The 16,503-nt window shown below is 66.7% G+C and carries 16 protein-coding genes and 4 pseudogenes; 7 read left to right on the forward strand and 13 right to left on the reverse strand.

Features of this window, described 5'->3' with window-relative positions; all coding sequences use genetic code 11:
* Window positions 1–39: 39 nt before the first annotated feature.
* From CAL13_RS01955 to CAL13_RS01985, 7 genes and pseudogenes are all read left to right on the forward strand, one after another.
* Window positions 40–600: pseudogene (locus tag CAL13_RS01955) on the forward strand (TraG/VirB4 family ATPase); the annotation flags it as partial.
* A complete protein-coding gene (gene trbJ / locus CAL13_RS01960) occupies window positions 597–1,322 on the forward strand; it encodes a P-type conjugative transfer protein TrbJ (RefSeq protein ID WP_023087421.1) in 726 nt (241 codons plus the stop codon). The pseudogene CAL13_RS01955 and the gene trbJ, both read left to right, overlap by 4 nt.
* Before the next feature lie 12 nt (window positions 1,323–1,334).
* Window positions 1,335–1,655, forward strand: a complete 321-nt coding sequence (locus CAL13_RS01965; protein ID WP_086071340.1) for an EexN family lipoprotein — start codon at window positions 1,335–1,337, stop codon at window positions 1,653–1,655.
* Window positions 1,652–3,037: a P-type conjugative transfer protein TrbL gene (gene trbL, locus CAL13_RS01970; RefSeq protein ID WP_086071341.1), complete on the forward strand. Its 1,386-nt coding sequence runs from the start codon at window positions 1,652–1,654 to the stop codon at window positions 3,035–3,037. The genes CAL13_RS01965 and trbL overlap by 4 nt, the downstream gene beginning before the upstream one ends.
* Before the next feature lie 12 nt (window positions 3,038–3,049).
* Window positions 3,050–3,754, forward strand: a complete 705-nt coding sequence (trbF, locus tag CAL13_RS01975) for a conjugal transfer protein TrbF (protein ID WP_086071342.1) — start codon at window positions 3,050–3,052, stop codon at window positions 3,752–3,754.
* A pseudogene (gene trbG, locus CAL13_RS01980) lies at window positions 3,751–4,743 on the forward strand (P-type conjugative transfer protein TrbG). Before trbF ends, trbG begins: the two are co-directional and overlap by 4 nt.
* Before the next feature lie 2 nt (window positions 4,744–4,745).
* A pseudogene (locus CAL13_RS01985) lies at window positions 4,746–5,765 on the forward strand (TrbI/VirB10 family protein); the annotation flags it as partial.
* Here CAL13_RS01985 and CAL13_RS01990 read toward each other — a convergent pair.
* The 13 genes and pseudogenes from CAL13_RS01990 to CAL13_RS02050 all read right to left on the reverse strand — a co-directional run.
* Window positions 5,729–5,956: pseudogene (locus CAL13_RS01990) on the reverse strand (DEAD/DEAH box helicase); the annotation flags it as partial. The pseudogenes CAL13_RS01985 and CAL13_RS01990 overlap by 37 nt on opposite strands.
* 110 nt (window positions 5,957–6,066) lie before the next feature.
* On the reverse strand, window positions 6,067–6,372 hold the full coding sequence (locus tag CAL13_RS01995) for a hypothetical protein (RefSeq protein ID WP_086071343.1): 306 nt from the start codon (window positions 6,370–6,372) through the stop codon (window positions 6,067–6,069).
* Window positions 6,373–6,474: 102 nt separating this feature from the next.
* Window positions 6,475–7,584, reverse strand: a complete 1,110-nt coding sequence (locus CAL13_RS02000; RefSeq protein ID WP_086071344.1) for a DUF6094 domain-containing protein — start codon at window positions 7,582–7,584, stop codon at window positions 6,475–6,477.
* A 69-nt stretch (window positions 7,585–7,653) separates the two neighbouring features.
* On the reverse strand, window positions 7,654–8,304 hold the full coding sequence (locus tag CAL13_RS02005) for a hypothetical protein (RefSeq protein ID WP_086071345.1): 651 nt from the start codon (window positions 8,302–8,304) through the stop codon (window positions 7,654–7,656).
* 84 nt (window positions 8,305–8,388) lie between these two features.
* A complete protein-coding gene (locus tag CAL13_RS02010; RefSeq protein WP_086071346.1) occupies window positions 8,389–8,754 on the reverse strand; it encodes a hypothetical protein in 366 nt (121 codons plus the stop codon).
* A gap of 89 nt (window positions 8,755–8,843) precedes the next feature.
* Entirely contained in the window at window positions 8,844–9,455 is a 612-nt protein-coding gene (locus CAL13_RS02015; RefSeq protein ID WP_086071347.1) for a DUF3275 family protein, read from the reverse strand.
* Between the two features lie 55 nt (window positions 9,456–9,510).
* Window positions 9,511–10,074, reverse strand: coding sequence for an STY4534 family ICE replication protein (locus CAL13_RS02020; RefSeq protein WP_086071348.1), 564 nt, complete (start codon window positions 10,072–10,074; stop codon window positions 9,511–9,513).
* Between the two features lie 344 nt (window positions 10,075–10,418).
* A complete protein-coding gene (locus tag CAL13_RS02025) occupies window positions 10,419–10,784 on the reverse strand; it encodes a DUF3085 domain-containing protein (protein ID WP_086071349.1) in 366 nt (121 codons plus the stop codon).
* Window positions 10,785–10,849: 65 nt separating this feature from the next.
* Window positions 10,850–11,647 (reverse strand): GTPase, encoded by a 798-nt coding sequence (locus CAL13_RS02030; protein ID WP_086071350.1) that lies wholly within the window; start codon window positions 11,645–11,647, stop codon window positions 10,850–10,852.
* Window positions 11,648–11,938: 291 nt separating this feature from the next.
* On the reverse strand, window positions 11,939–12,655 hold the full coding sequence (locus tag CAL13_RS02035) for a DUF5983 family protein (RefSeq protein WP_016446172.1): 717 nt from the start codon (window positions 12,653–12,655) through the stop codon (window positions 11,939–11,941).
* 250 nt (window positions 12,656–12,905) lie between these two features.
* Window positions 12,906–13,298 (reverse strand): hypothetical protein, encoded by a 393-nt coding sequence (locus CAL13_RS02040; RefSeq protein WP_086071351.1) that lies wholly within the window; start codon window positions 13,296–13,298, stop codon window positions 12,906–12,908.
* Window positions 13,299–13,322: 24 nt separating this feature from the next.
* Entirely contained in the window at window positions 13,323–13,574 is a 252-nt protein-coding gene (locus tag CAL13_RS02045; protein WP_086071352.1) for a hypothetical protein, read from the reverse strand.
* An 807-nt stretch (window positions 13,575–14,381) separates the two neighbouring features.
* Window positions 14,382–16,412 carry a DNA topoisomerase III gene (locus tag CAL13_RS02050; protein WP_086071353.1) on the reverse strand — a complete coding sequence of 677 codons (2,031 nt, stop codon included), beginning with the start codon at window positions 16,410–16,412 and terminating at the stop codon, window positions 14,382–14,384.
* Window positions 16,413–16,503 lie beyond the last annotated feature (91 nt).

The raw sequence follows: 16,503 nt of genomic DNA on the forward strand, positions 1-16,503 counted from the left end.
TCGATTATGACGTGAGCAGGTTTTCACTGGGTCAATACAGGTGCGCCCACGCTGCTGATCCTCGATGAAGCCTGGCTGTTCCTCGATGACCCGGCGTTTGCCGCGCGTATCCGCCAGTGGCTCAAGACGCTGCGCAAGAAGAACGTCAGCGTCATCTTCGCCACGCAGAGCCTCGCCGACATCAAGGATTCGAGCATCGCGCCCGCGATCATCGAGAGCTGCGCGAGTCGGATTTTCGTGCCCAACCCGCAGGCGACCGAACCGCAGATTCGCACGATCTACGAGGGCTTCGGCCTCAACAAGCGGCAGATCGAAATCGTCGCCACCGCGCAGCCCAAGCGCGACTACTACTACCAATCCCGCCTCGGCAACCGCCTGTTCGACCTCGACCTGGGGCCGGCGGCTCTGGCGTTTGCGGGCGCTTCCACGCCGCAAGACCAGCGCGACATAGACCGCGTGCTGCTGGACGCCGGCGTGCCCGGCTTCGCGGGCGCCTGGCTGCGCCATCGCGGCCTCGATTGGGCGGTCGACCTGCTGCCCTCGTTCCCCGGCCTCGCGCCGGGCTCCCTCGCTGACCAACCCCTGGAGAACCTGTCATGAAAAAGCGCCTTATCGCCGCCGCCATCGCGGCCATGCTTTGCACTGCCACCGCCCATGCGCAATGGGTGGTGATCGACCCCACGAACCTCGTGCAGAACACGCTGACTGCAATCCGCACGCTGGAGCAGATCAACAACCAGATCCAGCAGCTTCAGAACGAAGCGCAGATGCTGATGAACCAGGCGCGCAACCTCGCCAGTCTGCCGTCCAGCGTGGTCGGCCAGTTGCGCGCCAATCTGGCGACGACCGAGCGGCTGATCGCCCAGGCTCGCGGCTTGGCCTACGACGTGACGAATCTGGATCGGGAGTTCGCGCGCCTGTATCCCGAGCAGTACGCCGCCACGGTGAGCGGCGACCAGATGTACCGCGACGCGCAGGAGCGTTGGAAGAACACCCTCAACGGCTTGCAGACCACGATGCAGATGCAGGCCCAGGTGTCGCAGAACCTGGGCGAAGACGAAAGCGTGCTGGCCGATCTCGTGGGCAAGAGCCAGTCGGCTCAAGGTGCGTTGCAAGCCATGCAGGCCATGAACCAGTTGCTGGCATTGCAGGCCAAGCAGTCGATCCAGTCGCAACGGCTCCAGATCACGCAGGATCGTGCGGCCTCGCTGGAACTGGCGCGGCAGGCGGCGGCCACCGAGCGCGCCCGCGAGGTGCGGCGACGTTTCCTGGGCGATGGCACGCAGTACACGCCGCAGCGCGTGGATTTCTACGGCAACTGACGGGAGGCCGCCATGCGATGCGTCCTCGCCCTTGGTGTCGTGCTGCTGGCCGCTTGCGGCGAGCAGCCGGCCGACCACCATGTCGATGCCCTGGCCGCCGATCCCGTGCGGCTGAAGGCATTGCGCGCGCAATGCGCGGCCGACCGGCAGGCCACGGGCGAGGACGCTTGCCGTGCCGCCGCCGAAGCCTTCCGGCGGCGCTTCTTCTCCGGCCAGGCCGGGCCGGATGAATACCAGACGCTGGCCGACCTGCCGCCGATCCCGCCGAGCTTCGAGGAACCGGCCGATGGCATGGCGCCGGCCGTTCCCGCCGAACCGGAGGACACGCCATGAATGACGTGACCATCATCGACCAATTCCTCAACACCTTTGCCGCTTATATCGACTCGGGTTTCGGGCTGCTGCGGGGCGAGGTGGCGTTCCTCACGGCCACGCTGATCGTCATCGACATGACGATCGCCGGCCTGTATTGGGCCATGAGCCATGCCACCGGCCAGGGCGAGGACGTGATCGCCAAGCTGCTGCGCAAGGTGCTCTACGTCGGTGCCTTCGCCTACATCATCAATAACTTCAACTGGCTGGCCAGCATCGTGTTCCGCTCGTTTGCGGGATTGGGCATCACCGCAACCGGCTCGGCCATCACGATGGAGAACTTCTTGCAGCCGGGCCGGCTGGCGAAAACCGGCATCGACGCCGGGGCGCCGATTCTGGAGCAGATCGGCGAGATGGCGGGCTTTCCCGAAGTGTTCGTGAACCTCGACCCCATCGTGGTGATGTTCCTCGCGTGGCGGGTCGTGGTCTTGTGCTTCTTCGTGCTGGCGATCCAACTGTTCATCACGCTGATCGAGTTCAAGCTGACCACGCTCGCCGGATTCGTGCTGGTGCCATTCGCGCTCTGGAACAAGACCGCGTTCCTCGCCGAAAAGGTCTTGGGCAACGTGGTGGCCTCCGGCGTCAAGGTTCTGGTGCTGGCCGTGATCGTCGGTATCGGCTCGGGCTTGTTCGCTCAGTTCCAAGTCCATCCCGCCGAGCCGTCTATCGACCACGCGCTGGTCATCATGCTGGCCTCGCTCACCTTGCTGGCGCTCGGGATCTTCGGCCCCGGCATCGCCACGGGCCTCGTGTCCGGTGCGCCGCAGCTCGGCGCGGGCGCAATGGCCGGTGCTGCTGTCGGCGCTGCCGGCACGGCCGTCGCCATCGGCGCCGCCGCGACGGGCGTGGGTGGCGCCGTGGCGGCTGGCGCGCGCATGGCCCCGGCTGCCGCAAAGCTGGCCGGTAGCGGCGCGCGCGCCGCCACGTCGGCGGCCAGCAGTGCGAAGTCAGCGTTCCAGGCCGGTTCCGCCGCCGCTGGCGGCGGCGCAAAGGGCGCGATGGCGGGCTTGGGCAACGTCGCCAAGACCGGCGCGCAGGCAGCCGGGCGAGGCGCTGCATCCCGCGCTTCCGCTGCCGGGCAACGCATGGCCGCTCCCTTCCGCGCTGGCTGGAATGGCGCTGCTGCCGATGGCGGCGCGGGTGCGGCATCCGGTCAGGGTGCCGCAGGCGAGGCCGCATCCGGCGCCGCTACGGCGCAGACACAGGAACAGCCCGCTTGGGCCAAGCGCCTGCATCGCCGCCAGCAACTCACCCACGCCGCGACCACCACCGCCCACGCACTGCGCGGTGGCGATGGCGGCGGCTCCGGCCAGGGGCCGAGCCTGCGCGATTCAGATTCATAAGGAGAACTGACCATGCGATTCAAGAAACCGCAGGTGCGCTACGCCGACACGCCGCAGCCTGCCACGCCGTACCAAGCTGCCGGCCAGGTGTGGGACGACCGTATCGGTTCGCCGCGCGTGCAGGCGAAGAACTGGCGCTTGATGGCGTTCGGCTGCCTGACGCTCGCGCTGCTGATGGCCGGCGGCCTGGTGTGGCGCTCGGCGCAGTCCTTCGTGACGCCCTACGTCGTGGAGGTGGACAACGCGGGCCAGGTGCGCGCCGTGGGCGAAGCCGCCACGCCGTATCGGCCCAACGATGCGCAGACCGCGCACCACATCGCGCGCTTCGTGACGCTGGTGCGCTCGCTGTCCATCGACCCCATCGTCGTCCGCCAGAACTGGCTCGACGCCTACGACTACACGACCGACAAGGGCGCGGCCGTGCTCAACGACTATGCACGGGTCAACGACCCGTTCGCGCGCATCGGCAAGGAGTCGGTGACGGTGCAGATCACCAGTGTCGTGCGCGCCAGCGACACGTCTTTCAACGTGCGCTGGACGGAGCGCCGCTACGTCAGCGGCGCCGCGGCGGGCCTGGAGAGGTGGACGGCCGTGGTGTCCATCGTGCTCCAGCCGCCGCGCACCGAAGAACGCCTGCGCAAGAACCCCCTGGGCATCTACGTCAACGGCCTGTCGTGGAGCCGCGAACTGGATTCTTCCGAAGGAGCCAAGCCATGAATGATCTTTTCCGTAAATCCGCCTTGCCGGTGATCTTGCTTGCCCTGGCGGGCTGCGCCACGCAGGGCAAGCCACCGCCGACCATCTCGCTCGATGAGCCGGTGCAGGCCCAGCCGCTACCCGAGCCACCCGCGCCGGTGGAGGTGGTGGCGGTGCCCGAGGTGCTGCCGATGCCGGCGCAGTTGAAGCCATTGCCCGAAGCCGAGGACGCCAAGCCCACGCCGGAGCCAGCCGACGAGAAGGTGCGCGTCTCGCGCGCCAATGCAGAGGCCCGCGTCGCGCCCACGCGCGAGGGCTACGTCAACGCAATTCAGGTGTGGCCATTCACCGATGGCGCGCTCTATCAGGTCTATGCGGCCGTGGGCCGCGTGACCGTGATTTCGCTCCAGCCGGGCGAGGAGCTGGTGACGGTGGCCGCTGGTGATACCGTGCGCTGGATCGTGGGCGATACGTCGAGCGGCAGCGGTGCTGATCTGCGCGTCAATGTGCTGGTCAAGCCGATCCGCTCGGGCCTCAAGACCAATCTCGTCATCACCACCAACCGCAGGACGTACCTGCTGGAGTTGGCTTCGACGGAAAAGACGTGGATGGCGTCGGCTTCTTGGGAGTATCCGCGTGACCGGATGCTGGCCTTACAGCGCCAGGCGCAGGCGGCCAGCGCCGCCGCGCCGGTGGACTCCGGCTTGTCGCTGGAAAACCTGCGCTTCCGCTACGCGGTCAGCGGTAGCAACCCGCCGTGGAAGCCGCTGCGCGCCTTCGACGACGGGTAGAAGGTCTATATCCAGTTCCCCGCCGGCATCGCGCAAGGCGAGCTGCCGCCGCTGTTCGTGATCGGGCCGGAAGGCGACGGGCAACTGGTCAACTACCGCTTCCGCTCGCCGTACTACATCGTGGATCGGCTGTTCGGTGCCGCCGAACTGCGCCTGGGCGGGGACAAGGGCGACGTGGTGCGAATTGAGCGCACGGACGGCGTTGCGCGGAGGAACTGACCATGAGCCAGGACGACACCCCCGACCTCGCCACGCCGCAGGCAGGCAAGGTCGTGCCGGAAGCGGTGGCGCTGCGCGCCCAGCCGCGTCCGGTCACTCGCCTGAACCGGCGCACGCTTGCCATCCTCGTCGGCGGCCTGTCGGTCGCCGTCCTTGGGGCCACGATCTGGTCGCTGCAACCGCAGCGGCGCGGTACGGGCGAGCAAACCGAGCTTTACAACGTCGATCGCGTCTCGAAGTCCGAAGGGCTGGATGCGCTGCCGACGGACTACTCGAAGCTGCCACCAGCCTTACCGCCCGATGTGCCCGAGCTGGGGCCGCCGTTGCCCGGCGACCTTGGCCCGGCCATCGTCGCTTCGCAGCAGCAGGTGACGCCGGGCTATTCGCCGCCAGGCCATGATCCCGAAGATGCCTTGCGCAAGGAGGCGGACGCGGCGGCGGCCTCGTCGGTGTTCTTCCGCTCGGGCGGCCAAGGGCAGACCGCCGCCACGGTCGCGCAGGCAGCGCCGGGGGCTGCAAGTACGCTTGCGGCCTTCGATCCGCTCGCTGCTGGGCCTGCCTCGACGGCGGCCCAGCCCGCCGACCCGACCGCCGTGCAGAACCGGCAAGACCAGAAAGAGTCGTTCCTGAAAGCCGGTTCTACGGAAACCCGCAATTCCGGCAATCTGGCGCTGCCCGCGTCGCCGTATCAGGTGATGGCCGGAACGGTGATCGCCGGTGCGCTGGTGACAGGCATCAAGTCGGACTTGCCGGGCGACGTGATCGGCACTGTGACGGAGCCGGTCTATGACACAGCCACCGGCAAGTTCCTGCTGATTCCGCAGGGGTCGCGCATCCTCGGGCGCTACAACAGCCAGGTCAGCTACGGACAGAGCCGCGTGCAGGTGGTGTGGAACCGGATCATCCTGCCCGACACGTCCTCGCTGACGCTCGACAACCTTGTCGGCACCGACCCGGCCGGCTACGCGGGCTTGGAGGATGACGTGGACTGGCACTGGAACAGCTTGCGCTTGAGCGCGGCGAGGATCAGTTGCCGATGCGCCCGCACCTGGCCGGTGTAGACCGGCGGATTGGCGCGGTTGAGTGAGTCGAGCAGTTCGTCGCCGAACTCGGACACGAAGTCCTGCAGGCTGAGTGTGAGGGGTGAAGCGGCCGCTTCGAGCAGGTCGCCCTGCACAGCGGTTTCGGGAACGGTTTCGAGATCGAGGGACATGGTGATGCTCCAAGGCAATGGGGCATGCACCTCCCACACGGGGCGGTGACATGCCCCTGGGTGCGAAGAAAGACGCGGCAAAGAAACGTGTAGGTGCCGCTGGATGCGGATCAGTATTCGCTGGGCAACAGCAGTGTGGTAACGCTGCGATCCCATTCGGTGATGATCCAGAGCTTCAGGTCGCACGTGACCTGGTAGGACGAGAACAGACGATCCTCGCCGGACTTCAGCGCGGCGTCGTTCTGCCGCCGATCGCTGTCGTCCAGGTCGCCCCAGTCGCCATGAAGATGGCGGCGCAGGTACGGCGTGGGGTTGAGCCGGCCCTGTCGGACCAGTTCGTCGACGCCGGCGGTCATGACCACCTGCCCGGGCGAAAAGCGTGCGTGCGACGCGAGGTTGAGGACTGCGAGTGCCATGGTGGTATCTCCTTCTGGAAGAAGGGGCCACGGCACCCCATCGGGGGCAACGTGACCCCGGTGGGTGGATGAAAGCGACGGCGAACCGTCAGGGAACAGCGATCAGCGGATGGTCAGCACTTCGCCCCACGTGGGCGAGCCCAGCGTCAAGTCCCATGCACGAATGACCGGCACGAACTTGTCGGTGAGGATGCGCGTCTCGGCCACGGAGCCGTCGTCGCGTTCGGTGTACTCCGTCTGGAGGGTCTTCTCCTTGTGGGTATCACCTTTGACGACGAGCACGCGCCCGCTCTTGGACGTCACCACGCCGGAGATCGCGCCTGCGGCCAAGGCCAGGGCGAGATGCCAGTGCGACAAGGCCCGCGCGGGCGGACGCAGCGATTGCTGCGCGGCGCCCAGGTGCGTATCGAGCGCCGGCCAGAGACCTTGTAGCCGGCCGACTTCATCGGCGAACTGCTCGGGCTCCATCGTCACGCGATAGAAGTGCTCCGGCTCGGCCGGGCTGGCAGGGACGGTGTACGGCAGGAACGGCCATTCGAGCGGCAGTTCCTCGGCTTCGGCGTCACCCTGTCCGATCTGCAGCAGCAGACCGCGGGTGGCCTTGACCGAATCCGATGCCTGGTCGCGTTGACGAATCCTGCGACCGAAGATCACCACCTGCTTGAACTGCGTTTCCACCGCACGGTAGATGCGCAGGTCGGCGAAGTGGCGCGTCAGCCATCCGACCAGCTCGGCGTCGAGCACGTAGGACGGCACGATGAAGACCAGCACGCCACCGTACTGCAGCAGCGGCAGCGCGCGCTGATAGAACAGCTTTTCCAGCCGCGCACGGCCCTGGCCTTGATAGCCGATGTTGCCGTTCACGTCCTTGCTCAGGTCGCCATACGGCGGGTTCAGCCACAGCAGCCCGAAGGACTGGCGCGAGATCAGCGTGTCCATCAGGTCGCCGTGGATGCAGCGATCGACCAGTTGCCGTGCGTGGCGGGCACGCTCGGCGTCGTACTCGACGGCGAAGGCCTTGACCTGCTCGCGCCCGAGGGCATGGGCCGCTTCCGCAATTGCCATGCCTTCGCCAGCGCAGGGATCGAGGATGGACATGGAGCCGGGAGACGGCGCCAGTGCGGACAAGGCCCGCTCCAGCGTCGGTTCGTCGGTGGGGAAGTAGCCATTACGAATGAAGTTGCGCGCCAGGCGCGGAAACATGAGTGCCATGGATCTCTCCTGGTGATGGATGAGGGAAGGCGGGCACGCGCGGCGCGCATGCCCGCCCGTTGGGATGGCTCACGCCACACGCCGAAGCGGTGCGTTCGCGGCCAGTTCGTACCGCGTGGCGCCGAGGGTGCCGTTGCGGATCAGCTCGCCCAACGCCTTCGTCAGCGCCGGGACATCGAGGGCCAGCCGATGGCCTTCCAGCGGCCCGAGGGCCAAGGGAAGACCGGTCAGCATCCGCCGTGTCTGCAACAGCGCCAGCACGGTGTCGCGCCAGTGGTCGAGCAGTGGCAGCGGGCAGGTCTCCTGCACCAGCGTCCACAGCCGGTCGAGCCGGTGCGCGGAATCCCTGGGCAGAAGCGCCAGCGCGCTGGCGTTGGCCTTGTCTGGCTTCACGCAGCGACGATCGAACAGCCACACGTTCGTCAGCGAACCGAACAGCGTTCGCCGATAGGCGCGGGTGATGCGCTTTTCCAGGTCCTCGACGTTGCCGACGAAGACCGGGATGGATGCGCCCTGCTCGGTGATGACGTGGAACTGATCCAGTCCCTGCTCATCCCGGCCGAGGGTCAGGCGGGCGAGGAACTCCTGAACAGCGGTGTCGCGCGCCCAGATCGAGAGAAAGACGAGATTGCCCTGCTCGTCACCGACGCAAGCGTCGGCCATGAGGTCGGGGCATTCGTCGATGCGGTACAACGGTTTCGCGGAAGAAGGTGCAGGCATGGTGATGTCCTCTTGGAAAAGAAGGAGCAACCACAGCCCGTGGGGCCATGCTCGCCCCGGTTGGGTGAAGGAAGATGCGTGCCGCTAGACAGCGCGCCCCGCGTGGAAGCGGTGAACCCGCTCGCGCCACTCGGGGCTTTGCACCGGCGCCATGTCGAGATAGCGCAGCGGGCACGAGTAGTAGTACGGATGCACGGACTCATCGAGTGACTTGTAGCCCCACTCAAGGCCCGCGCTTTCCAACAGATGGCAACCGATGTAGCAGACGGACTCACCGGCCGCGAGGCCCATGACGCCCGCCTGCCTGGCGGTGACGCGAACCACGGTCCACAGAACGTCGCCGTCCAGCGTGTGGTCGATGACTTCGCAGCAAGCGCGTTCGGACGCCTGCGGAGCGAGCAGCTCGCGGATCACCTGATCGCGCGTCTGACGAACGAAGGTCCAGCCCATGAAGGTCTCCTTGAAGAAATGGCCGGAGCCCTCCCCGTCGGGGGAGAACCCCGGCGGGTGGCGGAATGCCGCGCAAGGCGGTGGATGGATCAGGCAGCTTTGAGGTGCCAGTCCTGGGACAACGGAGCGAACTCGTAGCCCAGCTTGTCGAGACGGTCGCGCTGCTGACGCAGCACACGACGATCCACGGTCGCATCGAGCTTCACGGTCTCGCCCAGGGGCCACAAGGCACCGAACAGCGCCGCGTCGTCTGCCTCGGCCGAGGCCGCAGCGGACACGGGAGCCGGTTCGCTGCCGAACGGCGTGGTATCGACCAGGGGATCGCGCGGACTGCGCGGCTTCGCCTTCGGCTTGGCCGGGGGCGATGCCGGCACGGGCGCCTGCGCTTCCTCGTCGATCGGATCGACTTCCTGCGGACTCAGCCGGCGGGCCTCGTCGCGGCTCAGGGCGTCGATGTTGGACAGCGTCATCCCGCCCAGATGGGCGCGGATCTCGATGACCATGCGGCCGTTGGCGTTGTACGTGGAGGGGCGAATCTCGACGATGACGAAATCACCGTCGTACTTGCCCTCGTGGTACTGATCGAGTTCGGCGTTCTTCACGACGAACTCGCCGATCGAGGTTGCCAGGCGGCCGACGTTGAAGTCGCCGTTCCTGCCGTGGATGGTCTTGATGGCCAGTTGGCCGGGGATGGTGATCATGAAGGTCTCCTGCTGACGAAGAGAAGACAAGGCCCCGGGAATGGGGCCTTGCGGATCAGAACGACTCGGCAACGGCCAATGCGGGGGCATCGGCAGCGTCGTCGGCAGCATCGTCGGCAGCATCGGCGTCGGGCCTGGAAGGCTCCAGTGCCGAGGCCTGCTGCGCGGCGTGCGCATCGGACGTCGCAGGGACTTCCGGGTCGCGCTCGTCGGTCTCGGTCGGCTTGGGCTCGGCCTTGTAGACGAGCTTGCCGTCGACCTTGATCCAACTGACGAACAGCAGGCGGGCCTTGAGGCTCACCCCCTGCTCGCCGGCACGCTTGCCCTTGGAGTAGGTGAAGGTGTCGGTCCACAGGTCGCCCAGGCGGAAGCCGATCATCACCTTCTTCTCGGCGTCGACCGCCTGAATGCAGCGGCGCACCAGGTGCTGCGCTTCCGATCCCGATACGCGCGTGTCGAAACGCACATACGAGACGTCATCGCTGGGACCGTTCAGGGCTGCGATGTCGCAGGCCAGGAACGCATCGCCTTTCTTGGGCTTCACTTCGCGGATGCGATTGAGATACCCGAGGCCGGTGATGTGCAGATCGAAGTAGGATTTTTCATTGGAAGTGGTCATGGTGAATCTCCTGGGAACAATGAGGCGGAGACACACCCGACCCAGGCGGGGAAGGTGTGGAACCCCCGCGTGGGTTGATGGAACAGCTTGGTGGCATCGCCATCGAGAACCGATGGCCGTTCGCGCATGGATGCCGGTGCGAACTGGGGTGATCAACGCGGTCAGAACCGCGTCGCAGCCTTGAAGATCGTGGCTGCCTGGGCATGTCGCAGACGGACGTCAGCGGAACATGGCCGGAAGCGTGGCGCCGGGATGGCGCGCAGGCGAGCGGCAATCGGCACTCGCGGCTGTCCGCATTGCCGGGAAGAAAGAGGCCCCCGGAGCGGGGGGCCAGGGATGGGCGGTCAGTTACCGCTCGGCGTGGGAGGAACCGCCTGCAGCGACAGGTGTGTCGTGGTAGCGGACTCGTCGAGGTCGTCCTCGCTGCGCAGGATGCGCGCAAACACGCCCTCCTGCGGATCGAAGAACTCGCCGAAGTCATCGCCGCCGAACTCGGCACGCGCCAGTTCCCACCAGTCGTCGAAGCCATCGACATCCGGGTTGCAGCCGGCGGCATAGGCGATGGTCTTCTGGCGACCATCGGGTCGGCGCTCGCCGCGCTCGGCCAGGAAGTACACGCCCTGATCCTTGATCAGGATGACGCGGCATTGATTCGCCACTGCTTCGGCGAGCACGGGCCGCAGCTCCGTGCCTTTGAATCGAACAGTCATGGGTGTGGTCTCCAGGAAAAGGAATGAAGGGCCTCCCGCCGAGAGGACGGGAGGCCGTATGAAGGTCAGTGCCGGACGGCCTTGCGACCCGACAGGCACTGCACGCGGATGCGCCTCCAGCTCCCGTCGTCGATCAACCGTTCCAGCGTCTCGCCGAGGGTGTCGAAGAACACCTCATCGACCCGTTCGACCAACTCGCCGTCGCGGCGCAGTTCCACCGCGTAGAGGTCGAGGCCACGCTCATACAGCACGGTGACGCGACCCTGGAACTTCATCGTGGCGACGGTGAAGCCGATGGCCGGCGGCGTGCGGATGATGTCGGCGGGCAGCGGATCGACCCAGGTGATGTCCCGCGCACCGGCATCCACCAACATGTGGGTGATGCGCCGGAAACCATCGGGAGCGGGCAACTGCTCCAGTTGGTCGATCAGTTCCTGCAGCTCGGGGCAGCGCGGCTCGGGAATCGGCAGCTTCGCCGGTGCGGACCCGAGCACGAACCGCTTCACCGTGTAGGGCTGGCCGTCGCCGGTGAACTCGGTGTGCTCCTCGGGCGTGTCCGCCCGCTGACCGTCGAAGCGGCGTCTGACATAGGGTTCGACCTGCACCTTGGCGCCCTCGTCGGGCACTTCGGTCACGAGGGTGCGATCGAGCACCGCGAACTCGGCCCGTCCCGTCTTGACGACGATGGCCTCGTCGGTGGTGGCGATGACCTTGCCCTCGAAAGGCTTCGGGTCGATGTGAAAGCCCAGCGTCGAAACTTTGGGCTGGCCGTCGAAGATGTTGAACTTGAACGAACGGACGTTGGAAGGCACATGACCGACAACGAGCGTCGGCATCTGTGCGCGGATGGCTTGGGTATCCATGGGGAGACTCCTTGTGGCAACCAAGGGACTCCCGCCCGCAAGGGAGGTATGTCCCTTGAGGGTGAGGTGGATGGACGCGGTATGCGTCCGGCGAAAGAAACGACCAGCACGGCGAACCGCGCCGCAGTCTCGAAGGTCTCGACTGCCTGGGCATGCTGCCGGCAACGCCAGCGAACATGTGGCCAGCGTGCAGCACATGGCGGCGGCCGTCCGCCTGGAATCGGCAATGCGCCGGCACCGCGTTCCGCGAAAAAGAAGAGCCCCGACGTGGGGGCTCGAATGGGTTGCGGGTTACTCGTCGTCGTAGAGCGTCAGCCCGTCCAGCACTGGCGCGTCGGCATCGAACACCAACATGCGAACGTCGGCGAGCGCAGCCAGGTGCAACACTTCCACGAGGGACTCCGGCACGCCCTTGGCCCGGTGCTCCTGCCGCAGCTCTTCGGCGGTGATGCCCTCGACATGCTGCAGGTTCGCATCCGTCCAGGGCGTGGCGATCAGCTTCACGCCGACCGCCGGGCTGTAGGGAATGCGGAAGGCCACGAACAGAAAACCGCTCGGTGTGGCGATGTCCGCCAGTTCGGCGAGGAAGCGGCCGGCCTCCTCGGTGATGTGCGCCGAACTGATTTCCCAGGCACGGCTGTAGAACCCGGTCTCGAAGCGCAGGCGGCGTACCACCTCGCGCGCGGCTTCCTCGGAGTAGGTATCGCCGACGTGCAGCGGCTGGCCGGCTTCTTCGGCCATGACGGCGTAGACGAGGTTTCGGGCGATACCGTGGCTGGGGCACTGCGCGTCCAGCTCGGGCGGCACGTTCTGGCCCTCGGTGATCAGCGCGAAGTCGTCGCAGAAGACGCAGGCATGGCGCTCGACCTGGCTGTCGGGCAGATGCGACTGCGAGACGTGCAGCGGCAGGTAGCTCAGCGGGCAGTCGTCGTCGTAGGAAATCGCCAGCAGCCGCTGCACGGACAGGCCATCGTAGCCGCGGGCGAAGGGATTGTTGGAATGGGACATGGGATTCCTCCAGCAGAGGATGGCCGAGGCAATCCCCTGCCGGGGATTGAACCCCAGCGGGTGGATGAAGTGGCAGCCGGTCAGCCGGCCGCGGCGTCGGGCCACCTTGGTGGCGGGCGGCGCAGGTCAGTGGAAGATGCTGATTCGGGACATGGCCGCTCCTGCGAACGGAAGGAGGGACATGGCCCCGAACGGGGACGCATGTCCCTCGTGGGGTGGGATGAAAGGACGGTGGGTTGCCAGGCGCGGTTCACCAGCCGTTGTAGTGCAGCGTGAGGTCAGCGATGACCTGGCGCCGTTCCAGATCGAGGCCGCCGAAGTCGGACAGCCCCTCGAAGCCGCAACGCTTGAGCATCGCGCCGCCCTCGCGGGAGTTGTAGAAGCTCACCATCGCGGACAGGAACATGCGTTGACCGCTGCTCAGCACGCCCAGGGCGTCGTTGAGCATCAGCATGTTGGGCCGCAGGTCCCATTTGGTGGTGGCACGCTGCAGACCTTCGCGTGTGCCGTCGCCGAACCATTCGGCACCAGCGATGTTGACGCCGCGCTTCCACGCCTCGAAGAAGGCTTGGGGCGCGGCGGCGAAGTGCTGGTTTTCCAGTTCGATCTGATCAAGTACCTCTTGAGGCAGAGCACGGTTCATGACGGGGGCTCCTGATGATGGGATTCACGGGTGGAGGCGCTGCTGCCAGCGGCCCATTTGCAGGGCGTGCTCGGCAGCGTGGTGCGAGCGGAAGTAGCTGACCGACTCGCGCGAGACGGGACCATCCGCATCGGCGGTGCCGATGTAGTGGCCGGCTGCGCTGCACAGCACCTGCAGGGGCAGGCGCTTGCCGACGTAGGCCAGGGCCTGGTAGCCGATGGATTCGGCGCGGGCCTGTTCAGCACTCAAAGGTGCCGATGCGAACGCGAGGGACATATGGTTTCTCCTGGTGGTTGAAGACCGGGAGCACCACGCCCTGTCGGGAGCGGAGACCTCCCGAAAGGTTGAACATCGAAAGCACCCGCGTCGTGGCGACGCGCGTCCGCGGTGGTCGGTGCGAGGCGGACTGGATCGGTCAACGCGGCGAGGCGCGTTGCAGCCTTGAAGACCGGAGCTGCCAGGGCATGGTGCTGACGACCGTCAGCGACACATGCGGGAAGGATGGAAGCGCGGCGGCGCACCGTCGCCGATCAAACGGAACCGCCCGCCGTCCGGTTTGGCCCGAGCACTGCCGGCAGCAGCAGTGCACGATCCGTCCGCCCACGACAAAGGCGCCGAAGCCCCGTAAGGCTTCGGCTGGAGAAGAATCAATCCACCTATGGGCTGCAAGCAGGCCAGGCCGTCGTCAAAGCCATTCGCTGCGTCAGCAATCTCACCCGGCCCGTTTCGTGGCTGGGGCCGGCATCCTCTGGCGTGCATCCACACACAAAGGGAACCCGTTGTTCCGCCGGCGGGCACCGGCACCGAATACCGTCGACCGCAAGCGGTCTCCTGGCACCTCGCAGCTTTGCGGGCCAAGGCGTCAGGAGACCGCTCGTGGATGGACGGAAGCACTTCGATCAGCGGAATCGCGGCGAGCGCGATTCGACGAAGCAATGACCTTCTCGCCCTGCAAGCCGTGATTGGCCTGTGCAGGACGCGCACACCGTTGCAGAAGGGAACGCGCGCTGGGGAGTTCCGCGGGGCGCGGGAGGTTTGCCCCGCCGTCCGCAAGGGCCGGCGTGGCAGAGGGAGGCGTGGGCGTCAGTTCGCCTTGGGGCGCCGGCGCGGTGTCCTGGAGGTGCGACCGGATGCGCCGCGCTTGCCTGCCGGGACATCTTCGACCGGCTGCGTACCCTTGCAGTCCGGGTAGCGGCTGCACGACCAGAACGCGCCGCTCTTGCCGCTACGCTGGCGCATCGGGGCGCCGCACTGCGGGCAGTCCGGCGCGAGCGGCAGCTTGAGGTCCAGCGTGGCGCCGCGGTACTGCTGCACGAGCCGGGCGACCCAGCTCGATTGCTTGGCGATGAAGGTGTCCAGCGTCATCTGGCCGGCCTCGATCATGTCCAGTGCCTGCTCCCACACCGCCGTGGTCCCCGGGTCGGCGATGGCCGCCGGCACGGCGTCGATCAACGTGAAGGCCGCATCCGATGCACGGATGGCGCGGCCTTTCTTCAAGAGATAGCCGCGGGCCAGCAGCCCGCTGATGATGTTGGCGCGCGTCGCCTCGGTGCCGATGCCCGTGGTGTCCTTCAGCTTCTGCTTCAGGCGCGGGTCGGTCACGAGCTTGGCGACGCCCTTCATGGCCTTGACCAGCTCGCCCTGCGTGTAGGGCTTGGGCGGCAGCGTCTTCAATGCCTTCAGCTCGACCTGACCGACTTGACAGGCATCGCCAGCCTTCAACGCTGGCAATACTTGGTCGCGCCGTGCATCCTCTCCGTCCGTGTCGTCAAGGGCCGGCGCCGCCAGCATCTGGCGCCATCCGGCCACCGCGATCTGCTTGCCCACCGCCACCAGCGACTGCCCGCCGCACGTGAGCTGCGCCACCGTCCGGTCAAACTCGTGATGCGGCAGGAACTGCGCGAGGTAGTGGGCACGGATCAGCCGGTAGACGGCCAGCTCCTTGTCGGTCATCGCCGAGAGATTGGCCGGCTCCAGCGTGGGGATGATGCCGTGATGCGCCGTGACCTTGCCGTCGTTCCAGGCCCGCGAACGCTGTTGGCGATCCAGGCGCTCGATCAGCGGCCGCAGGCTGGGGTCGGTCTTGACCAGACTGTCGAGTACGGTCGGCACCTCGGCCAGCATGCTCTCGGGTAGGTAGCCCGAATCCGAGCGCGGATACGTCGTCGCCTTGTGCGTCTCGTACAGCGCCTGGGCAATGTCCAGCGTCTCCTGCACGTCGAGGCCCAACTGCTTGGAACACACTTCCTGCAAGGTGCCCAGGTCGAACGGCAGCGGCGGACCTTCGCGCATGCGCTCCGTCTCGACCGACACCACCTGGGCGCTGCCGGCGGCGCCCAGGCGGTCGGCGGCCTGCTGCGCCACTGGCTGTTGCAGGCAACGGCCCGCATCGTCGGTGCTGCCTTCGGGCGGTATCCAGTTTGCGGCGAAGGACTGGCCTGCATGCGACAGTGCGACCTCGGTCGCCCAGAACGGCACCGAGACGAAGCGCGCGATCTCGCGATCACGGTCCACGACCAGCTTGAGCGTCGGCGTCTGCACGCGCCCGACCGATAGCACGCCGTTGTAGCCGGCCTGGCGGCCCAGCAGCGTGAACAGGCGGCTCAGGTTCATCCCGATCAGCCAGTCGGCGCGCGATCGGGCGAGTGCGGAGAAATACAGCGGCAGCGTCTCGGCGGACGGCTTGAGCGCACCCAGCGCCTTGCGGATCGACGCATCGTTGAGCGCCGACAGCCACAGGCGCTGAATCGGCCCGCGGTAGCCGCATAGGTCGATGATCTCGCGGGCGATCATCTCGCCCTCGCGGTCGGCGTCGGTCGCGATCACGAGTTCGCCCGCCTTGGCGACGAGTTGCTGCACGACCTTGAACTGCGCCACAGTCGCCGCCTTGGGCTCGACACGCCAACGCTCAGGAACAATGGGTAGTTGCTCGATGGCCCAGCGCTTGTATTGCTCGCCGTAGCCTTCGGGTGGAACTGCCTCCACCAGATGACCGATGCACCAGGTCACGACGACACCCGCACCGCTGTAGCAGCCGTTGCCGCGTTGGCCAGCGCCCAGCACACGGGCGATGTCCTTGCCCTGGGACGGCTTCTCGCACAGGAACACGCGCATGAAGCCTCCTTGAAAATGTGCGGTTCATTGGATGGGCGCCAGCTTGGCAGGGCCAGGAGATGCCGGCAGCAAGGAAGCCGATTGATGCAGA

It is taken from the genome of Bordetella genomosp. 9, assembly GCF_002119725.1.
GTDB lineage: Bacteria > Pseudomonadota > Gammaproteobacteria > Burkholderiales > Burkholderiaceae_B > Bordetella_C.

What these genes read in the sequence shown, in the direction of transcription:
- trbJ (WP_023087421.1), top strand. Translation starts at nt 597, where the DNA reads ATGAAAAAGCGCCTTATCGCCGCCGCCATCGCGGCCATGCTTTGCACT.
- CAL13_RS01965 (WP_086071340.1), top strand. Translation starts at nt 1,335, where the DNA reads ATGCGATGCGTCCTCGCCCTTGGTGTCGTGCTGCTGGCCGCTTGCGGC.
- trbL (WP_086071341.1), top strand. Translation starts at nt 1,652, where the DNA reads ATGAATGACGTGACCATCATCGACCAATTCCTCAACACCTTTGCCGCT.
- trbF (WP_086071342.1), top strand. Translation starts at nt 3,050, where the DNA reads ATGCGATTCAAGAAACCGCAGGTGCGCTACGCCGACACGCCGCAGCCT.
- CAL13_RS01995 (WP_086071343.1), bottom strand. Translation starts at nt 6,372, where the DNA reads ATGGCACTCGCAGTCCTCAACCTCGCGTCGCACGCACGCTTTTCGCCC.
- CAL13_RS02000 (WP_086071344.1), bottom strand. Translation starts at nt 7,584, where the DNA reads ATGGCACTCATGTTTCCGCGCCTGGCGCGCAACTTCATTCGTAATGGC.
- CAL13_RS02005 (WP_086071345.1), bottom strand. Translation starts at nt 8,304, where the DNA reads ATGCCTGCACCTTCTTCCGCGAAACCGTTGTACCGCATCGACGAATGC.
- CAL13_RS02010 (WP_086071346.1), bottom strand. Translation starts at nt 8,754, where the DNA reads ATGGGCTGGACCTTCGTTCGTCAGACGCGCGATCAGGTGATCCGCGAG.
- CAL13_RS02015 (WP_086071347.1), bottom strand. Translation starts at nt 9,455, where the DNA reads ATGATCACCATCCCCGGCCAACTGGCCATCAAGACCATCCACGGCAGG.
- CAL13_RS02020 (WP_086071348.1), bottom strand. Translation starts at nt 10,074, where the DNA reads ATGACCACTTCCAATGAAAAATCCTACTTCGATCTGCACATCACCGGC.
- CAL13_RS02025 (WP_086071349.1), bottom strand. Translation starts at nt 10,784, where the DNA reads ATGACTGTTCGATTCAAAGGCACGGAGCTGCGGCCCGTGCTCGCCGAA.
- CAL13_RS02030 (WP_086071350.1), bottom strand. Translation starts at nt 11,647, where the DNA reads ATGGATACCCAAGCCATCCGCGCACAGATGCCGACGCTCGTTGTCGGT.
- CAL13_RS02035 (WP_016446172.1), bottom strand. Translation starts at nt 12,655, where the DNA reads ATGTCCCATTCCAACAATCCCTTCGCCCGCGGCTACGATGGCCTGTCC.
- CAL13_RS02040 (WP_086071351.1), bottom strand. Translation starts at nt 13,298, where the DNA reads ATGAACCGTGCTCTGCCTCAAGAGGTACTTGATCAGATCGAACTGGAA.
- CAL13_RS02045 (WP_086071352.1), bottom strand. Translation starts at nt 13,574, where the DNA reads ATGTCCCTCGCGTTCGCATCGGCACCTTTGAGTGCTGAACAGGCCCGC.
- CAL13_RS02050 (WP_086071353.1), bottom strand. Translation starts at nt 16,412, where the DNA reads ATGCGCGTGTTCCTGTGCGAGAAGCCGTCCCAGGGCAAGGACATCGCC.